This window comes from Mycobacterium sp. SMC-4, from assembly GCF_025263265.1.
Lineage (GTDB): Bacteria > Actinomycetota > Actinomycetes > Mycobacteriales > Mycobacteriaceae > Mycobacterium.
Genome location: NZ_CP079869.1, coordinates 3,312,123 through 3,329,175, shown reverse-complemented (window position 1 = coordinate 3,329,175; position 17,053 = coordinate 3,312,123). Strand labels below are relative to the sequence as shown.

Here is a 17,053-nt window from a genome sequence, read left to right as displayed (position 1 = left end):
CGGGCGGAAAGATCACCAGCCTGCCATAGCGGGGTGAATGCGAACCCACGAAACAGGACTCGCCGCTGCCGAGAGCCGCCCCTTACCGGCATTTCGTAAAGGCCGCTCTTAGAATGCTCTTATGAGTCCAGAGATGAGGCTTGAGGATTACCTCGACCGCCATGGCGATATCGCGATCCCGGCGGGCGTCACACTGACCTCGTTCCTCGACCGCAACGTCGAGTTGTTCGGTGATCAACCGGCCTACCGTTATCTCGATTTCGACCACGACCGCTCCGTGGACCTGACCTGGTCGGCGCTGGGGACGCGGCTTCGCGCCATCGGAGGTCGGCTACAGCACCTCACCCGCGCCGGTGACCGCGTGGCGATTCTGGCGCCCCAAGGCGTCGACTACGTGGTGGCGTTCTTCGCCGCAATCCATGCCGGAACCATCGCGGTGCCGCTGTTCGCCCCGGAACTGCCCGGGCACGCCGAGCGGCTCGAAGCGGTACTGCGGGATGCACTCCCGACGGTGGTGCTGACGACCACCTCCGCGGCGAAGGCCGTCGGCGAGTTCCTGCGCACGCTGCCCCGGGATCGCCGGCCCCGCATGATCGCCGTCGACGCGGTCCCCGACTCCGTCGGCGCCGGCTTTCATCCGGTCCCGCTCGACACCGATGCAATCGCCTACCTGCAGTACACCTCGGGATCCACCCGAACCCCGGCGGGTGTGCAGATCACCCACCGGTCGGCCTGCACGAACGTCGTGCAGATGATCATGTCGGTGGGCTTGGACTGGGACATCCGCAGCGTCAGCTGGCTGCCGTTGTTCCACGACATGGGCCTGCTGATGATCATGTTCCCGGCGCTGACGGGTGGGCAGATCACCCTGATGTCTCCGGTGGCGTTCGTCCGTCGCCCGTACCGGTGGATCCGCGAGCTCGGCGCCACCGACAAGCCGATGTTCGCCGCAGCGCCCAACTTCGCCTTCGAACTGGCCGCCTCGCGGGGCCGGCCGCCGGCAGGTGAGCACCTCGACCTGAGCAACGTCGCCGGCCTGATCAACGGTTCAGAACCGGTCAGCATGGCGTCAGTCGAGAAGTTCATCGATGCGTTCGCGCCGTATGGACTGCGGTCCACCGCGATCAAGCCGTCCTACGGGATGGCCGAGGCGACGCTGTTCGTGTCCACCACCGCAGCCGATACCGCGCCGACAGCGGTGCACCTGGACCGCCACGAACTCAATGCCGGGCGGGCCGTGCGCGTCGAGGCCGACCATCCCGACGCGGTGGCTCAGGTGTCCTGCGGTCACGTCGCGCGCAGCCAGTGGGCGGTCATCGTCGAACCCGACACCGAGGCCGAGCTTCCCGACGGCCGGGTCGGGGAGATCTGGTTGCACGGCGACAACATCGGATCCGGCTACTGGGGACGCCGCCACGAAACCGAGCTCACCTTCGTCAACAAACTGCAGACGCGGCTACCGGCGGGCAGCCACGCGCAGGGGTGCGCAGAAGGCGCGCACTGGTTACGCACCGGCGACCTCGGTGTGTACATCGACGGTCAACTGCACATCACCGGCCGCATCAAGGACATGGTGATCGTCGACGGACGCAACCACTACCCGCAGGACATCGAGGCGACCGTCGCGCAGGCCTCCGCGGCCGTGCGGACCGGCTTCGTGGCGGCATTCTCGGCGCCCGGCGCCACCGGCGAGGCGCTGGTCATCGTCGCCGAACGGGCGGCCGGGGCCGGCCGTGTCGAGGCCGGGCCCGTCGTCGAGGCGATTCGGGCGGCGGTGTCGCGAAAGCACGCGTTGCCCATCGCCGAGGTCAAACTGGTTGCCGCAGGAACCATTCCACGCACCACCAGCGGCAAGCTCGCACGTCGGGCCTGCCGGGCCAGATATCTGGACGGCACGCTGTAATAGGGTCGCTCTGTGAGCGACTACCAGACCCTGAGCTTCGAGAAGACCGGCGCGATCGTCCGGATCACGCTGAACCGGCCCGAGGCCGCGAACGGCATGAACGCCACGATGACTCGGGAACTGGCTGCGGCGGCGGCCCGCTGCGACAGCCCGGCCACCAAGGTGGTGGTGATCACCGGCGCGGGGCGGTTCTTCTGCGCCGGCGGCGATCTGAAGGATTTCGCATCGGCCGAGAGTCGCGGCGCCCACGTCAAGGGAGTCGCCGATGACCTGCACCGGGCGATCTCGTCGTTCGCCCGGATGGACGCCGTCGTGATCACCGCGGTCAACGGGACCGCCGCCGGGGCGGGGTTCTCGCTGGCGGTCACCGCCGACCTGGTGCTGGCCGCCGAATCGGCGTCCTTCACGATGGCCTACACCAGGGTCGGGCTGAGCCCCGACGGCAGCGCCTCGTACTATCTGCCGCGGCTGATCGGCATCGCCAAGACCAAGCAGCTGATGCTGACCAACCGCACCCTGTCCGCGCAGGACGCCGCCGACTGGGGCCTGGTTACCGAGGTGGTCGCCGCCGACGCGCTCAGCGCGCGCACCGACGAACTCGCCGAGCAGATGGCCGCCACCTGCGCCGGATCCAACGGCGGGGTCAAGACGCTGCTGCTGGACACCTACGGCAACGGCCTCGAACAGCAGATGGAGCTCGAATCCCGGCTCATCGCGCAGCGCGCCGAGTCCGCCGATGGACGCGAAGGGGTCGACGCTTTCCTGGCCAAGCGGCCCGCGGCGTTTGCCTAAAACCTAAAAGGAGTGCTCCTCGGCCGGGAACGCACCGCTGGCGACCTCGTCGGCGTACTGCACGGCCGCGCGGCGCAGTTCGTCACCGACCGCGCCGAAGCGCTTGACGAACTTCGCGGTCTTGCCGTTGGTCAGACCGGCCATGTCCTGCCACACCAGCACCTGTGCGTCGCAGTTGGGGCCCGCCCCGATCCCTACGGTCGGGATCGTCAGCTTGCCGGTGATCTGGGTGGCCAGTTCGGCGGGCACCATCTCCATCACCACCGCGAACGCACCCGCTTCCTGCACGGCGATCGCGTCGTGGATGGTCTGCTCGGCGGCGTCGCCGCGGCCCTGCACCCGGAAACCACCGAGACCGTTGACGCTCTGCGGGGTGAAGCCGATGTGCGCCATCACCGGGATGCCGGCCGCGCTGAGCGTCGCGATCTGATCGGCGACGCGTTCACCGCCTTCGAGCTTCACCGCGTGCGCGCCGGCTTCCTTGAGAAACCGAGTCGCGGTGGCCAGCGCCTGGGCCGAGCCACCCTCATAGCTGCCGAACGGCAGATCGGCGACCACGAGTGCGTGCGGGGCGCCCCGGACCACGCCGCGGACCAGCGGGATGAGCTCGTCGACGGTGACCGGCACGGTGGTGTCGTAGCCGTAGACGACGTTGGCCGCGGAGTCGCCGACCAGCAACACCGGGATCTGCGCGTCGTCGAAGATCGCGGCCGAGGAGTAGTCGTAGGCGGTCAGCATGGCCCACTTGTGGCCCTCTGCTTTCCACTTGTGCAAATGGTGGGTGCGCACCTTGACGCGCGGCTTGGGCGTCGAAGCGGCTCCATAGACGGTGTGCTCGGACATCGTTGTCCCCTCATCGGGTCGGTCGTTCGAATCCTCGTGGCCACTGTGGGTCCCCGGGTTCGCTGACAGTCCACCAGTCTGCCACCGCGGCGCCGCCGGGTGAAAGCCGTGTTGAGTGGATTTGCTCACACCTGTTCCCGCGCAGAATACGATCGGCGGCATGCAACGGCTCAGCGGGCTCGACGCCAGCTTTCTCTATCTCGAAACCGCGGCGCAGCCTCTGCACGTGTGCTCGATCCTGGAACTCGACACCTCCACGATGCCCGGGGGATACACCTTCGCCCGGTTGCGCGACGGGCTCACCCAGCGCATCAAGGCGATGCCGGAGTTCCGAGAAAAGCTGGTGGACAACCGTTTCAACCTCGACCATCCAGTGTGGGTGGAGGACAAGGACTTCGACGTCGACCGGCATCTGCACCGGATCGGCCTGCCCGCGCCGGGTGGGCGAGTGGAACTGTCCGAAATCTGCGGCCATATCGCGTCACTACCGCTGGACCGCTCGCGGCCGCTGTGGGAGATGTGGGTCATCGAGAATCTCGGCTGCGGTCCGCAGGCCCGGCAGGGCGATCGGATCGCGGTGATGACAAAGGTGCACCACGCCAGCGTCGACGGCGTCACCGGGGCCAATCTGCTGTCGAAGCTGTGTTCCACCGAGCCCGACGCCCCGCCGCCGGAACCGGTCGACGGACCCGGCGATGCCAGCGGCCTGGAGATCGCGCTGAGCGGGGCGGTGCGGTTCGCCGCCCGCCCGCTGCGGCTGGCCAACGTGGTGCCGGCCACGGTGTCGACGGTGGTCGACACGATCCGACGGGCGCGCAATGGGCTGACCATGGCCTCGCCGTTCAGCGCACCCAAGACCGCGTTCAACGCCAACGTCACCAGCCACCGCAATGTCGCCTTCGCCCAACTCGACCTTGAGGACGTCAAGACGGTCAAGAACCACTTCGGGGCCAAGGTCAACGACGTCGTGATGGCGGTGGTGTCCGGCGGCCTGCGCAAGTTCCTCTCCGAGCGCGGCGAATTGCCGGCCAACTCGCTGGTGGCGATGGTCCCGGTGTCGGTGCACGAGCGCTCCGACCGTCCCGGACGCAATCAGGTGTCCGGGATGTTTTCCCGGCTGGAGACCAACATCGAGGATCCGGCAGAACGCCTCACGGCCATAGCGGCCGCCAATTCTGTTGCCAAACAGCATAGTTCGGCCATCGGGGCGACCCTGCTGCAGGACTGGAGCCAGTTCGCAGCGCCCGCGGTGTTCGGCGTCGCGATGCGGGTGTACGCCAGCAGCCGGCTCGGCGGTGCGCGGCCGGTGCACAACCTGGTGGTCTCCAACGTGCCCGGACCGCAGATGCCGTTGTACATGTTGGGCTGCGAGGTCAAAGCGATGTACCCGCTGGGGCCGATCTTCCACGGCAGCGGTCTGAACATGACGGTGATGTCGCTCAACGGCAAACTCGACCTCGGGATCGTCTCGTGTCCCGAACTGCTGCCCGACCTGTGGAGCTTGGCCGACAATTTCGCGCCCGCGCTGGCCGAACTGGTGGATGCGACACGCTAGACCTGCTGCCGGTAATACACGCCTTGCCAGCGCCGATGCGCCGACATGGCAGCATGTTGAGCCATGAGCCTCAAGACCGGGGCCGCGCGCAGCGGCCTGGCCCTCGCTGCGGCGGTGACTCTGGTCACCGGCTGCAGCAACGTGGTGCAGGGCGCGGCGGTGATCGCGGTGCCCCCGCCCGGGTCGCCGCTGCAGTGGGATCTGTGCGAGCCGACCGGCGGGCCGGCCGACCAGATCCCGATCCCGCTGGGCGCGGAGTGCGCCATGTTGTCGGTGCCGGTCAACTGGGACAACCCCGAGGACCCAGACGGTGACGTGGCTCAGCTGGCGATGATCCGTTTCCCGGCCACCGGTGAGAAGATCGGCTCGCTTCTGGTCAACCCGGGTGGACCCGGCGAATCCGGTGTCGACGCGGCAGTGGGCATCCTGGCGAGCCTGCCCGAGGAACTGCGCGAGCGTTTCGACCTGGTCGGCTTTGATCCGCGTGGCGTGGCACGGTCGGCGCCGGCGGTGTGGTGCAACAGCGACGCCGACAACGACCGGCTGCGCGCTGACAATGTGGTGGAGTACACCCCCGATGGGGTGGCCCACATGGAGCAGAAGGCCAAGGAATTCATCGACCGCTGCGTCGAGAAGATGGGCAAGGAATTCCTGGCCAACGTCGGAACCGCCAGTGTGGTCAAGGATCTCGATGCGATGCGGGTCGCGCTCGGTGACGAGAAGCTCACCTACGTCGGCTACTCCTACGGCACTCGAATCGGCGCCGGCTACGCCGAGGCCTATCCGCAGAACGTGCGCGCGATGATCCTCGACGGCGCCATCGACCCGAACGCCGACCCGCTCGAAGCCGACGTCCGGCAGGCAGCGGCGTTCCAGCAGGCGTTCGACGACTATGCCGCCGACTGCGCCAAGAGCGCCGACTGTCCGCTGGGAACCGACCCGGCCAAGGCTGTCGACGAGTATCACTCGCTGGTGTGGCCTCTGGTCGACGAGCCGGCACAGACGAGCGATCCGCGCGGCCTCAGTTACAACGACGCGGTCGTGGGCACCATCCTGCCGCTGTACTCGCCCACGCTGTGGCGACATCTCACCGTGGGGCTGACCGAACTCCGCGACGGCCGTGGCGACACCATGCTGGCACTGGCCGATCTGTACATGGGCCGCGACCGGGAAGGCCACTACGCCAACAAAACCGACGCGCGGGTGGCGGTCAACTGCGTCGACAAGCCGGCGATTACCGACCGGGCGACCCTGGTCGAGTTGGACCGTCGCACCCGTGACGCGGCGCCGTTCATGAGTTACGGCGAGTTCACCGGCTACGCCCCGATGTCGGCGTGCGCGATGTGGCCGGTCCCGCGCACCACCGACCAGCGAGAGATCAAGGTCAACGGACTGGCCCCGGTCCTGGTGATCTCCACCACCAACGACCCGGCCACGCCATATCAGGCCGGCGTCGATCTGGCCCGCCAGCTCGGCGGCACGCTGCTGACCTACGAAGGCACCCAGCACACCGTGTCGCTGCAGGGTGACAAGTGTGTCGATGACATCGCCACGCGCTACCTGGTGGACCTGGAACTGCCGCCGGCCGGCACCCGCTGCTGACCGACGCGACCGTGCCACGGTAACGGCCGGGTCACCGTTGCGTCCCAGGGGCAGACCCGCGGCGTCGCGGCATGCAACCATGGCAGCCATGCTTCGCGCCGGATCGTTGTTGGTGGTGCTTGCCCTTTTCGCGGCGGTGCTCAGTCCGACAGCGTCGGCGTCGCCGCAACCGGTGTGGCAATCATGCGCTGAGTTCCTCGGCGACGTCTCCCGTCTGCCCACCGCCGAGTGTGCAACCGTGGCCGTTCCCGTCGACTACGCCAAACCGCAAGGCGCACAAGCGCAAATCGCTGTCATCAGAATCCCGGCCCGGGGTGATCGGATCGGTGCGCTCGTGGTCAACCCGGGCGGACCCGGGGCGTCGGCCGTCGACACCGTCGCCGGCATGGGTGCGGCGCTGGCGGACACCGAACTGCTCGAGCGCTTCGACCTGGTCGGTATCGACCCGCGCGGGGTCGGGCATTCCACCCCTGCGCTGCGGTGCCGCACCGACGCCGAATTCGACGCGTTCCGGGCCCAGCCGATGGCCGACTACAGCCCGGCCGGGGTGGCGCAGATCGAGCGTGTGCTGACCGCGTTCGCCGAGTCCTGTCTGGACCGGATGGGCGCGGAGTTCCTGGCCAACGTCGGAACCGCGGCAGCGGCGCAGGACATGGACGTGGTGCGCGCCGCGCTCGGCGACGAGCAGATCAACTACCTCGGATTCTCCTACGGCACCCAGCTCGGCGCGGTCTACGCAGCACGCTATCCGGATCGGATCCGGGCCATGGTGCTCGACGGCGCCGTCGACCCGGCGATGGACCCGCTGGCCAAGAGCCTGCGGCAGCAGGCCGGGTTCCAGCAGGCGTTCGACCGCTACGCCACCGACTGCGCGCAGTCGACGGGCTGCCCGCTGGGCACCGACCCGGGGAGCTTTGTCGATCGCTACCACCAGCTCGTCGACCCGCTGGTGGACCGGCCGGCAGCCACGCCCGACCCGCGCGGACTGGGTTATCAGGACGCACTGACCGGTACGGCCAGCGCGCTGTACTCGCCGCGGTACTGGACGTATCTGACCAGCGGGCTGTTGGGTCTGCAGCGTGGCACCGACCCGACAGACCTGCTGCTGCTGGCCGATGATTACCAGCAGCGTGACCGCAACGGGCGGTACAAGAACAGGCAGGACGCGTTCACCGCGATCCGCTGCGTCGACGCGACGTTCCCGAAAGATCCCGCGGTGTGGGCTGACTTCGACCGTCAGGTACGGCTGGCGGCACCGTTCCTGTCGTACGGGGAATTCACCGGCTACGCGCCGCGCGACGTGTGTGCGCTGTGGCCGGTGCCGCCGACGCCGATCGTGGGTGAAGCGAGCTCCCCCGGGCCGGGAAAGGTCGTGGTGGTATCCACCACCGGTGACCCGGCGACCCCATACCAGTCCGGGGTGGACCTGGCCCGCCAGCTGGGCGCCAACCTGATCACCTTCGACGGCTCGCAACACACCGTGGTCTTCAACGGCGACGCCTGTGTCGACACCGCGGTGGTCGACTTCCTGATGGACTTGCAGCAACCGGCACCCGGATTGCAGTGCTAGCAGCGGTGTAACACAGAATTAACAGGCGGAACCTACGCTTCGCTCATGGATCGGCAGAAGGAATTCGTGCTGCGAACGCTGGAGGAGCGCGACATTCGCTTCGTCCGGTTGTGGTTCACCGACGTGCTGGGATACCTCAAGTCGGTCGCGATCGCCCCGGCCGAGCTCGAAGGGGCCTTCGAAGAGGGCATCGGGTTCGACGGCTCTGCCATCGAGGGCTTCGCCCGGGTGTCGGAAGCCGACATGGTGGCCCGGCCCGATCCGTCCACGTTCCAGATACTGCCGTGGGCCGACGGCTCCGGTAAGCACCACTCGGCGCGGATGTTCTGCGACATCACGATGCCCGACGGTTCGCCGTCGTGGGCGGACTCACGGCACGTGCTGCGCCGGCAGCTGGCCCGGGCCAGCGACCTGGGCTTCACCTGCTACGTCCACCCCGAGATCGAGTTCTTCCTGCTCAAGCCCGGCCCCGACGACGGCACTCCACCGGTGCCCGCAGACAACGGCGGCTACTTCGACCAGGCGGTGCACGATTCGGCGCCGAACTTCCGCCGCCACGCCATCGACGCCCTCGAGCAGATGGGCATCTCGGTGGAGTTCAGTCACCACGAGGGCGCGCCCGGCCAGCAGGAGATCGACCTGCGTTACGCCGACGCGCTATCGATGGCCGACAACGTGATGACGTTCCGATATGTGGTCAAGGAAGTGGCTCTCGGCGATGGGGTGCGCGCGTCGTTCATGCCCAAGCCGTTCGCCGAGCACCCGGGTTCGGCCATGCACACCCACATGAGCCTGTTCGAGGGTGAATCCAACGCATTCCACAGCCCGGACGACCCGCTGCAGCTGTCGGGGGTCGGAAAATCGTTCATCGCAGGCATTCTCGAACACGCCAACGAGATCAGCGCCGTGACCAACCAGTGGGTGAACTCCTACAAGCGGCTGGTGCACGGCGGCGAGGCGCCGACCGCGGCATCCTGGGGTGCGGCGAACCGCTCGGCGCTGGTGCGCGTGCCGATGTACACCCCGCACAAGGTGTCCTCGCGACGGGTCGAGGTGCGCAGCCCGGATTCGGCCTGCAACCCGTACCTGACGTTCGCCGTGCTGCTGGCCGCCGGGCTGCGCGGCATCGAGAAGAACTATGTGCTCGCGCCTGAGGCCGAAGACAATGTGTGGAGCTTGACCCCCGAAGAGCGCCGCGCCATGGGCTACAAGGAGCTGCCCGGCAGCCTGGGGGTGGCGCTGACGGAGATGGAAGATTCGGAGTTGGTGGCCGAGGCGCTCGGTGAGCACGTCTTCGACTTCTTCCTGCGCAACAAGCGCGCCGAGTGGGAGAACTACCGCAGCCACGTCACACCGTTCGAGCTGAAGAACTACCTGTCTCTCTAGGTGTGCCGACCGCTGCCGTAAATTCCTAGGCGTGTCCAGACCCTCGACCCAGCGCCCCAAGCTTCCCGGCGTCGGTCGGCTCGGGCTGGTGCACGAGAAAGCGCAGGCCGATCTCGACCAGTTGGGGTGGAACACCGATGCCCACGTCGAGTTGCTGTGGTCGTTGTCGCGCGCGCCCGACGCCGACACCGCGCTACTGGCGCTGGTACGGCTGCGCGAAGCCCTGGACGCGGGATGGGTTGAACTCGACAAGGCACTGCTGACCGACCGCAGTCTGCGGGGTCGTCTGTTCGCGGTGCTGGGGTCCTCGTTGGCGTTGGGGGACCACCTGATCGCCAACCCGCACTCGTGGCGCCTGCTGGAGGGCCGCGTCGGTCTGCCCGACCGCACCGCCTTGATCGCCATGTTCGACGAGCAGGTCGACAACGGTAAGGACGGCGCAGCCGCGGCGCCCGCCTTGCGCACGCTCTACCGCGACCGGCTGTTGGTGCTGGCCGCACTCGATGTGGCCTCCACGGTGGAGAACGAGCCGGTGCTGCCGTTCACCGTGGTGGGCGAACACCTGGCCGACCTGGCCGATGCCGCGCTGGGCGCAGCCCTGAAGGTGGCATCGCGGTCGGTGTGTGGCCAGGACACCCAGCCACCGGCGTTGGCCGTCATCGCGATGGGCAAGTGCGGGGCACAGGAACTGAACTACGTCAGCGACGTCGATGTCATCTTCGTCGCCGACGACGGCGCGCACAGCAGCCTGGCCACCGCGACCCGAATCGCCGGCGAGATGATGCGGCTCTGCGCCGATGCATTCTTCGAAGTCGATGCTGCGCTGCGCCCGGAAGGCAAGCGCGGACAGTTGGTGCGCACGCTCGAGTCGCACGTGGCCTATTACGAACGGTGGGCCAAGACCTGGGAGTTCCAGGCGCTGATGAAAGCGCGACCCGCGGCCGGGGACCCAGAACTGGGTGCCCGCTACATCGACGCACTGATGCCGATGGTCTGGACCGCCTGCGAGCGTGAGGATTTCGTTTCCGAGGTGCAGGCCATGCGCCGTCGGGTCGAGGAGTTGTTAGCCCCCGACGTGCGCTCGCGGGAGCTCAAGCTGGGCACCGGTGGACTGCGCGACGTCGAGTTCGCGGTGCAGCTACTGCAATTGGTCCACGGTCGCAACGACGACTCGCTGCACGTGGCCTCGACGGTCAACGCACTGGCCGCGCTGGGCGACGGCGGTTACGTCGGCCGCGACGACGCAGCGAACATGACTGCGTCGTATGAGTTTCTGCGGTTGCTCGAACACCGGTTGCAGTTGCAGCGGCTCAAGCGCACCCATCTGCTGCCCGAGGCCGACGACGTGGAAGCGATGCGGTGGTTGGCGCGGGCTGCCCACATGCGGCCGGACGGCCGACACGACGCGCTGGGAGTGCTGCGCGAGGAGCTCCGGAGGCAGAACCACCGGGTGTCCCGGTTACACGCCAAGCTGTTCTATCAGCCGCTGCTGGAGTCGGTGGGCCTCGACCAGCTGGGGTTTGGCAAGGGGATGAACACCCAAGCGGCCGAACGGCAGCTTGCCGCGCTGGGCTACGAGGGCCCGCAGAGCGCACTGACCCACCTGCGCGCGCTCACCGGGGGCGGCAGCCGACGTGGGCGGGTTCAGCAGGTGCTGCTGCCGACGCTGCTGGATTGGTTGTCCGATACACCGGACCCGGATGCGGGCTTGCTGAACTACCGACGGCTCAGCGACGAGATGGCCGACCAGCGTTGGTTCCTCGGGACGCTGCGAGACGAAGGCGCCGTCGCCAAACGCTTGATGCACGTGCTCGGCACCTCGGCCTACATTCCGGACCTGTTGATGCGCGCCCCCGAGGTCATCCAGTTGTACGCCGACGGTCCGAACGGTCCGAAGCTGTGTGACGTCGACACCGAGGCCGCGGCGCGCTCGCTGGTCGCGTCGGCGGCGCGGCATTCGGATCCGTTACGGGCGATTGCGGCCGCGCGGTCGCTGCGCCGACGGGAGCTGGCGCGCATCGCATCGGCCGATCTCCTGGGCATGCTCGACGTCACCGACGTCTGCCGGCAGCTGACCTCGGTGTGGGTGGCCGTGCTGCAGGCGGCGCTGGATGCGGTGACCCGGGCTAACACTCCGGCACAGGGGCCGCCGGCGCGGCTTTCGGTCATCGGGATGGGGCGGCTCGGCGGTGGTGAACTCGGATACGGGTCCGATGCCGACGTGATGTTCGTCTGCGAGCCCGCCGAGGGCGTCGAGGAGTCGGTGGCGGTCAAGTGGGCGACCACGGTGGCCGAGCAGGTGCGCTCGCGGCTGGGGACGCCAAGTGCCGACCCGCCGTTGGAGGTCGACGCCGATCTGCGCCCGGAAGGCCGAAGCGGGCCACTGGTACGCACTCTGGCCTCGTATGAGGCGTACTACGCGCAGTGGGCGCAGCCGTGGGAGATCCAGGCGCTGCTGCGGGCGCATCGGGTGGCCGGCGATCTGTCGCTGGGCGAACGGTTCCTGTTGATGGTGGACAAGACCCGGTACCCGGCCGGCGGCGTGTCGGCCGAGGCGGTACAGGAGATCCGCCGCATCAAGGCCCGCGTGGACGCCGAGCGGTTGCCGCGCGGTGCGGATCCGAATACCCACACCAAGCTCGGACGCGGAGGACTGGCCGACATCGAGTGGACGGTGCAGTTGCTGCAACTGCGGTTCGCGCACCGGATTCCGGCCCTGCACAACACCTCGACACTGGAGTCGTTGAACGCGATCGGGGCCGCTGAGCTGATCGCCGAGGGCGACGTCGAGTTGCTGCGCGACGCCTGGCTGACCGCGACGAAGGCACGAAACGCGTTGGTGTTGGTCCGGGGTAAACCGACCGACCAGCTGCCGGGACCGGGCCGGCTGCTCAACGCGGTTGCTGTGGCCGCCGGTTGGACCGACGGCGACGGCGGCGAGTTCCTGGACAACTATCTGCGTGTGACGCGCCGCGCGAAGGCCGTGGTGCGCAAGGTTTTCGGAGGCTGAGCCGACCATGAGACACGGAGGCTGAGCCGACCATGAGACACGGAGGCTGAGCCGACCATGAGACCCGGAGGGTAAATGGAGTTCTCGTTCGATGTGATCAGTGCTGCGGATTACGAGCGGTTGCGTAGTTCCTACGAGCCGTTGACTGATGCGCTGCGCACACTGATCGACGTGGGTATCCACACCGAGGTCGATGACCAGACCGTGCAGGAGGCGTTGACGCATCTGCAGCAGGCGACGGCTCTGTTGCAGCGTCGTCAGCGCGACGGGCGCTCGACGTTGCGGCATGCCGACACCGGCCGCCCGGTGGCGTGGGCCAATCCCGCTGTCGGGCTGCGCAATGCGATCGCACCGCCGATGATCATCGAGCACGAGCCCGACGGCAGCTGTTGGAGCGAGTTCACGCTGGGGCCGGCCTACGAGGGTCCACCAGGGTGGGTGCACGGCGGGATCTGCGCGCTGGTGCTCGACCATATTCTCGGCGAGGTCGCCAGTGAAGGTCTGCTGCAGCCCAAGTTCACCGGCACCATCAGCCTTCGGTATCTGCGTGGCACCCCACTGGGGCCGCTGCGCGCCGAGGCGTTCGTCGAACGTTCCGAAGGTGTGAAGACGTTCGCCCGGGGCTACCTGATCGACGCCGAGGGCGCGACGGTTGAGGCCGAAGGGGTGTTCATCAAGCCGGCTTGGGCGCGCGACGCCGTTTGAGTCGCTGATTTCGCCGTCGAGTGTGCACGCAGGGCGAAGATCAGGCCCTCAGACTCAATCGGTCGTTGCAACACCTGATTGTTGAGGGGTGTTGTTCGATGGGGTGGAGTCATCTCGGTGGCAAAGGCGTTCCGGACTCGGTGCGTGAGAGCTTCGATGTGGCGTTGAGGTCGGGATTGGCGCCGACGGCAGCGGCAACAGTGGCTGGCGTTTGTGGTGCGACCGGCCGTAGGTGGGCGAGGGAGGCTGGTTACAAGCCCGATCCGCGGCACTGTGGCACTCGGTACTCGCCCGCGGTGCGAGCGGCGTTTTGGGCGGCGATGCATGACGGGGCCACCGTCGTGGCCGCGGCGGTGGCTGCGGGCGTGTCGGAGAATCAGGCACGACGCTGGGTCGCTCAGGCTGGTTATGTGCCCCTGACCCCTGTCGCTGCCAACGACGACGCCGATGCCGCCCGAGACCTCGATAGCCTACGTCGGCGCGGCCGGCTGACGTTTGACCAGCGGTGGCGCCTGGAGCGGCTGCTGGCCGCCGGGGCGACGGTAGCTCAAGCCGCTGACGCGTTGGGCCGGGACCGGTCGACGATCTACCGCGAATGTGCCCGTGGAGCCACCCCCAGCGGGTACCGGGCTGGCGTGGGCCATGACGTCGCTGCCATTAACACTAAGCGGCCCAAGAAGCGCAAGCTCGAGACTGCTTCTGTGCTGTTGGACGAGGTCGTGACACGCTTGAAGCGGCGCGACAGCCCAGAACAGATTGCGGGCCGGTTGCGCCTTGATTTCCCCGACGATCCGGAGATGTGGGTGTCCCACGAGACGATCTATCAAGCCCTCTATGTTCAACCCCGTGGGGAACTGGCACGCCTGATCAAGCAGGCACTTCGGTCCGGTCGAACTCACCGAAAACCTCAGGGCCGCAAAACCAACGAGAGCCGCGGCCAAATCAAAGACATGATCAATATCAGCGAGCGTCCCGCCGAGGCTGATGACCGCGCAATCCCCGGGCACTGGGAAGGGGACCTCATCCTGGGTAGCACCGCCTCAGCCTCAGCGATCGGCACCATGGTCGAACGGACCACCGGGTTTGTCATGCTGCTGCACCTGCCCGGTGATCGCACCGCAGCCACCCTGGCCGAGGCGATGAGTGCCAAAATCCCCGAGATCCCGGAGATCCTGCGCCGCTCGTTGACCTGGGACCAGGGCAAGGAAATGGCCCTACACACCCAGATCACCCAGGCCACCGGCCTGCCCATCTACTTCTGCGACCCCCACAGCCCCTGGCAGCGCGGCACCAACGAAAACACCAACGGCCTCCTACGCCAATACTTCCCCAAAAGCACTGACCTGTCGTTCTACGGTCCAGGCTGGCTCGACCAAGTCGCCGCCGAGCTCAACTCCCGTCCCCGCAAACGCCACGGCTGGCGCACGCCCGCAGAAGAACTCGACCGTCTACTCTCAGACCCGTCCACATTTGTTGCAGCCACCGCTTGAATCCGGCGCCGCATTTGCGCCCTGGGCGCACAACCGGCGAGTGACGGTCAGCGGCTGGTGATCGCCGACGCGCGTCCCCGCTGATCAACCGACCATGCGCCGGCCCCCGTGGTCGCCAGCAGCAGGAAGCCGAAGCAGAACAGGATGGCGAGTTCGCCGCCATTACCGCCGTTGGCGAACGGCCAGAAACTGCCGAGTTCTCCGCCGAGGATGCCCCAGTGCTGCCAGAAGTAGGCGACGGCCATCATGCCGGCGGCGATGATCGCGGCAATCCGGGTGAAGAACCCGATGGTGATCAGGACTCCGGTGACCAGCTCGATCACCCCGGCCCACCACATCGGCCAGGCGCCTACCGGGGCCGCTTCGCCGAGTGGCCAGCCGAACAACTTCATGGTGCCGTGCAGGGCGAACAGGACGCCGAACATGATGCGGAAGATGCTCAACATCGGCGACGAGAAGGCGCTCAGGCGCGCGTCGATTCTTTGAACCATAGGCCGACGTTACCCAGCGTGAGCAGAGTCGAAATGTCGAATTCGGTAAAGGTGGGTAACACCCCGGCACTTTGATCACCCGGTGCCGCGACACCGAAGCCTGCCGATCAGACGCGAAAGCCCCCAGAATCAGGGGATTCTGGGGGCCTCAGCGTCTGCTCGCGCAGAAAGGGTCGCGTCGGCGAGCCGACTAAACGTCGCGTCGGCGAGCCGACTAAACGTCGCGTCGGCGAGCCGACTAAACGTCGCGTCGGCGAGCCGACTAAACGTCGTAGTACAGCGAGAACTCGTACGGATGAGGACGGATCTGGATCGGCATGATCTCGTTCTCCCGCTTGTAGGTGATCCAGGTCTCGATCAGGTCCTCGGTGAACACACCGCCCTCGGTGAGGTACTCGTGGTCCTCTTCGAGTTTGTCGATCACCGACGCCAGCGACGTCGGGGCCTGTGGGATGTTGGCGGCCTCCTCGGGCGGCAGCTCGTAGAGGTCCTTGTCCACCGGGGCCAGCGGCTCGATCTTCTTCTTGATGCCGTCGATGCCGGCCATCAGCATGGCCGCGAAGGCCAGGTACGGGTTGCCCGAGCTGTCGGGACAACGGAACTCGAGGCGCTTGGCCTTCGGGTTGTTGCCGGTGATCGGGATACGCACGCACGCCGAACGGTTGCGCTGGCTGTAGACCAGGTTGATCGGCGCCTCGTAGCCGGGCACCAGCCGCTTGTAGGAGTTCACCGTCGGATTGGTGAAGGCCAGCAGCGACGGCGCGTGGTGCAGGATGCCGCCGATGTAATGGCGGGCCAGATCCGACAGGCCGGCGTAACCCGACTCGTCGTGGAACAGCGGCTTGCCGTCCTTCCACAGCGACTGGTGGGCGTGCATACCCGATCCGTTGTCACCGAACAGCGGCTTGGGCATGAACGTGACCGTCTTGCCGTTCTGCCACGCGGTGTTCTTGATGATGTACTTGAACAGCAGCACATCGTCGGCCGCGTGCAGCAGCGTGTTGAACTTGTAGTTGATCTCGGCCTGCCCGGCGGTACCGACCTCGTGGTGGCCGCGCTCGAGCGTGAAGCCGGCGTTGATCAGGTTGGTCGACATCTCGTCGCGAAGGTCGACGTAGTGGTCATACGGTGCGACGGGGAAGTAGCCGCCCTTGGGGCGCACCTTGTAGCCGCGGTTGGGGCTGCCGTCGGCTTCCAGCGGCTCACCGGTGTTCCACCAGCCCGACTCCGAGTCGACCTCGTAGAAGGTGCCGTTGATCCGTGAATCGAAGCTCACCGAGTCGAAGATGTAGAACTCGGCTTCGGCGCCGAAGTAGCAGGTGTCGGCGATACCGGTGCTGGCCAGGTAGTTCTCGGCCTTGCGGGCGACGTTGCGCGGGTCGCGGGAGTACGCCTCACGGGTGAACGGGTCGTGGACGAAGAAGTTCATGTTGAGCGTTTTGGCCGCCCGGAACGGATCGATGCGTGCAGTCGCCGGATCCGGCAGCAGCATCATGTCCGACTCGTGGATGGACTGGAAGCCGCGCACCGAGGAGCCGTCGAAGGCGAGCCCGTCCTCGAATACGCTCTCGTCGAAAGCCGTCGCCGGGATCGAAAAGTGCTGGACGACGCCGGGCAGATCGCAGAAGCGAATGTCGACGTATTCGACATTCCCGTCCTTGATCAGCTTCATGATGTCGTCGGCCGTCTGTTCTGCCACTAGATTG

12 protein-coding genes are annotated in these 17,053 nt (G+C 67.1%); 9 read left to right on the top strand and 3 right to left on the bottom strand.

Annotation, left to right across the window (positions count from 1 at the left end; genetic code table 11):
* Positions 1-121 precede the first annotated feature (121 nt).
* Complete coding sequence (locus KXD98_RS15825) at positions 122-1,903, top strand: fatty acyl-AMP ligase (protein ID WP_260759325.1); 1,782 nt, start codon at positions 122-124, stop codon at positions 1,901-1,903.
* Between the two features lie 12 nt (positions 1,904-1,915).
* The gene (locus KXD98_RS15820) at positions 1,916-2,695 is read left to right on the top strand and encodes an enoyl-CoA hydratase/isomerase family protein (RefSeq protein WP_260759324.1); all 780 of its coding nucleotides are present in this window, start codon (positions 1,916-1,918) and stop codon (positions 2,693-2,695) included.
* Between the two features lie 3 nt (positions 2,696-2,698).
* Here the strand turns inward: KXD98_RS15820 and panB are convergent, their stop codons facing one another.
* Entirely contained in the window at positions 2,699-3,538 is an 840-nt protein-coding gene (gene panB / locus KXD98_RS15815) for a 3-methyl-2-oxobutanoate hydroxymethyltransferase (protein ID WP_260759323.1), read from the bottom strand.
* Between the two features lie 160 nt (positions 3,539-3,698).
* Here panB and KXD98_RS15810 point away from each other — a divergent pair, with 160 nt between their 5' ends.
* The 7 genes from KXD98_RS15810 to KXD98_RS15780 all read left to right on the top strand — a co-directional run bounded on the left by KXD98_RS15810 (position 3,699) and on the right by KXD98_RS15780 (position 14,856).
* Complete coding sequence (locus KXD98_RS15810) at positions 3,699-5,093, top strand: wax ester/triacylglycerol synthase family O-acyltransferase (RefSeq protein WP_260759322.1); 1,395 nt, start codon at positions 3,699-3,701, stop codon at positions 5,091-5,093.
* 63 nt (positions 5,094-5,156) lie between these two features.
* The gene (locus tag KXD98_RS15805) at positions 5,157-6,695 is read left to right on the top strand and encodes an alpha/beta hydrolase (RefSeq protein WP_260759321.1); all 1,539 of its coding nucleotides are present in this window, start codon (positions 5,157-5,159) and stop codon (positions 6,693-6,695) included.
* A 79-nt stretch (positions 6,696-6,774) separates the two neighbouring features.
* On the top strand, positions 6,775-8,265 hold the full coding sequence (locus tag KXD98_RS15800) for an alpha/beta hydrolase (RefSeq protein WP_260759320.1): 1,491 nt from the start codon (positions 6,775-6,777) through the stop codon (positions 8,263-8,265).
* A gap of 45 nt (positions 8,266-8,310) precedes the next feature.
* On the top strand, positions 8,311-9,651 hold the full coding sequence (glnA, locus tag KXD98_RS15795) for a type I glutamate--ammonia ligase (protein WP_260759319.1): 1,341 nt from the start codon (positions 8,311-8,313) through the stop codon (positions 9,649-9,651).
* 31 nt (positions 9,652-9,682) lie between these two features.
* A complete protein-coding gene (locus KXD98_RS15790) occupies positions 9,683-12,661 on the top strand; it encodes a bifunctional [glutamine synthetase] adenylyltransferase/[glutamine synthetase]-adenylyl-L-tyrosine phosphorylase (protein WP_260759318.1) in 2,979 nt (992 codons plus the stop codon).
* 75 nt (positions 12,662-12,736) lie between these two features.
* Positions 12,737-13,366, top strand: coding sequence for a PaaI family thioesterase (locus KXD98_RS15785; RefSeq protein WP_260759317.1), 630 nt, complete (start codon positions 12,737-12,739; stop codon positions 13,364-13,366).
* A 320-nt stretch (positions 13,367-13,686) separates the two neighbouring features.
* A complete protein-coding gene (locus KXD98_RS15780) occupies positions 13,687-14,856 on the top strand; it encodes an IS30 family transposase (protein WP_396883212.1) in 1,170 nt (389 codons plus the stop codon).
* Positions 14,857-14,903: 47 nt separating this feature from the next.
* Here the strand turns inward: KXD98_RS15780 and KXD98_RS15775 are convergent, their stop codons facing one another.
* Together KXD98_RS15775 and glnA (KXD98_RS15770) are read right to left on the bottom strand one after the other, a co-directional pair.
* Complete coding sequence (locus tag KXD98_RS15775) at positions 14,904-15,347, bottom strand: DoxX family protein (protein ID WP_260759315.1); 444 nt, start codon at positions 15,345-15,347, stop codon at positions 14,904-14,906.
* A 262-nt stretch (positions 15,348-15,609) separates the two neighbouring features.
* On the bottom strand, positions 15,610-17,046 hold the full coding sequence (glnA, locus tag KXD98_RS15770) for a type I glutamate--ammonia ligase (protein WP_260759314.1): 1,437 nt from the start codon (positions 17,044-17,046) through the stop codon (positions 15,610-15,612).
* Positions 17,047-17,053 lie beyond the last annotated feature (7 nt).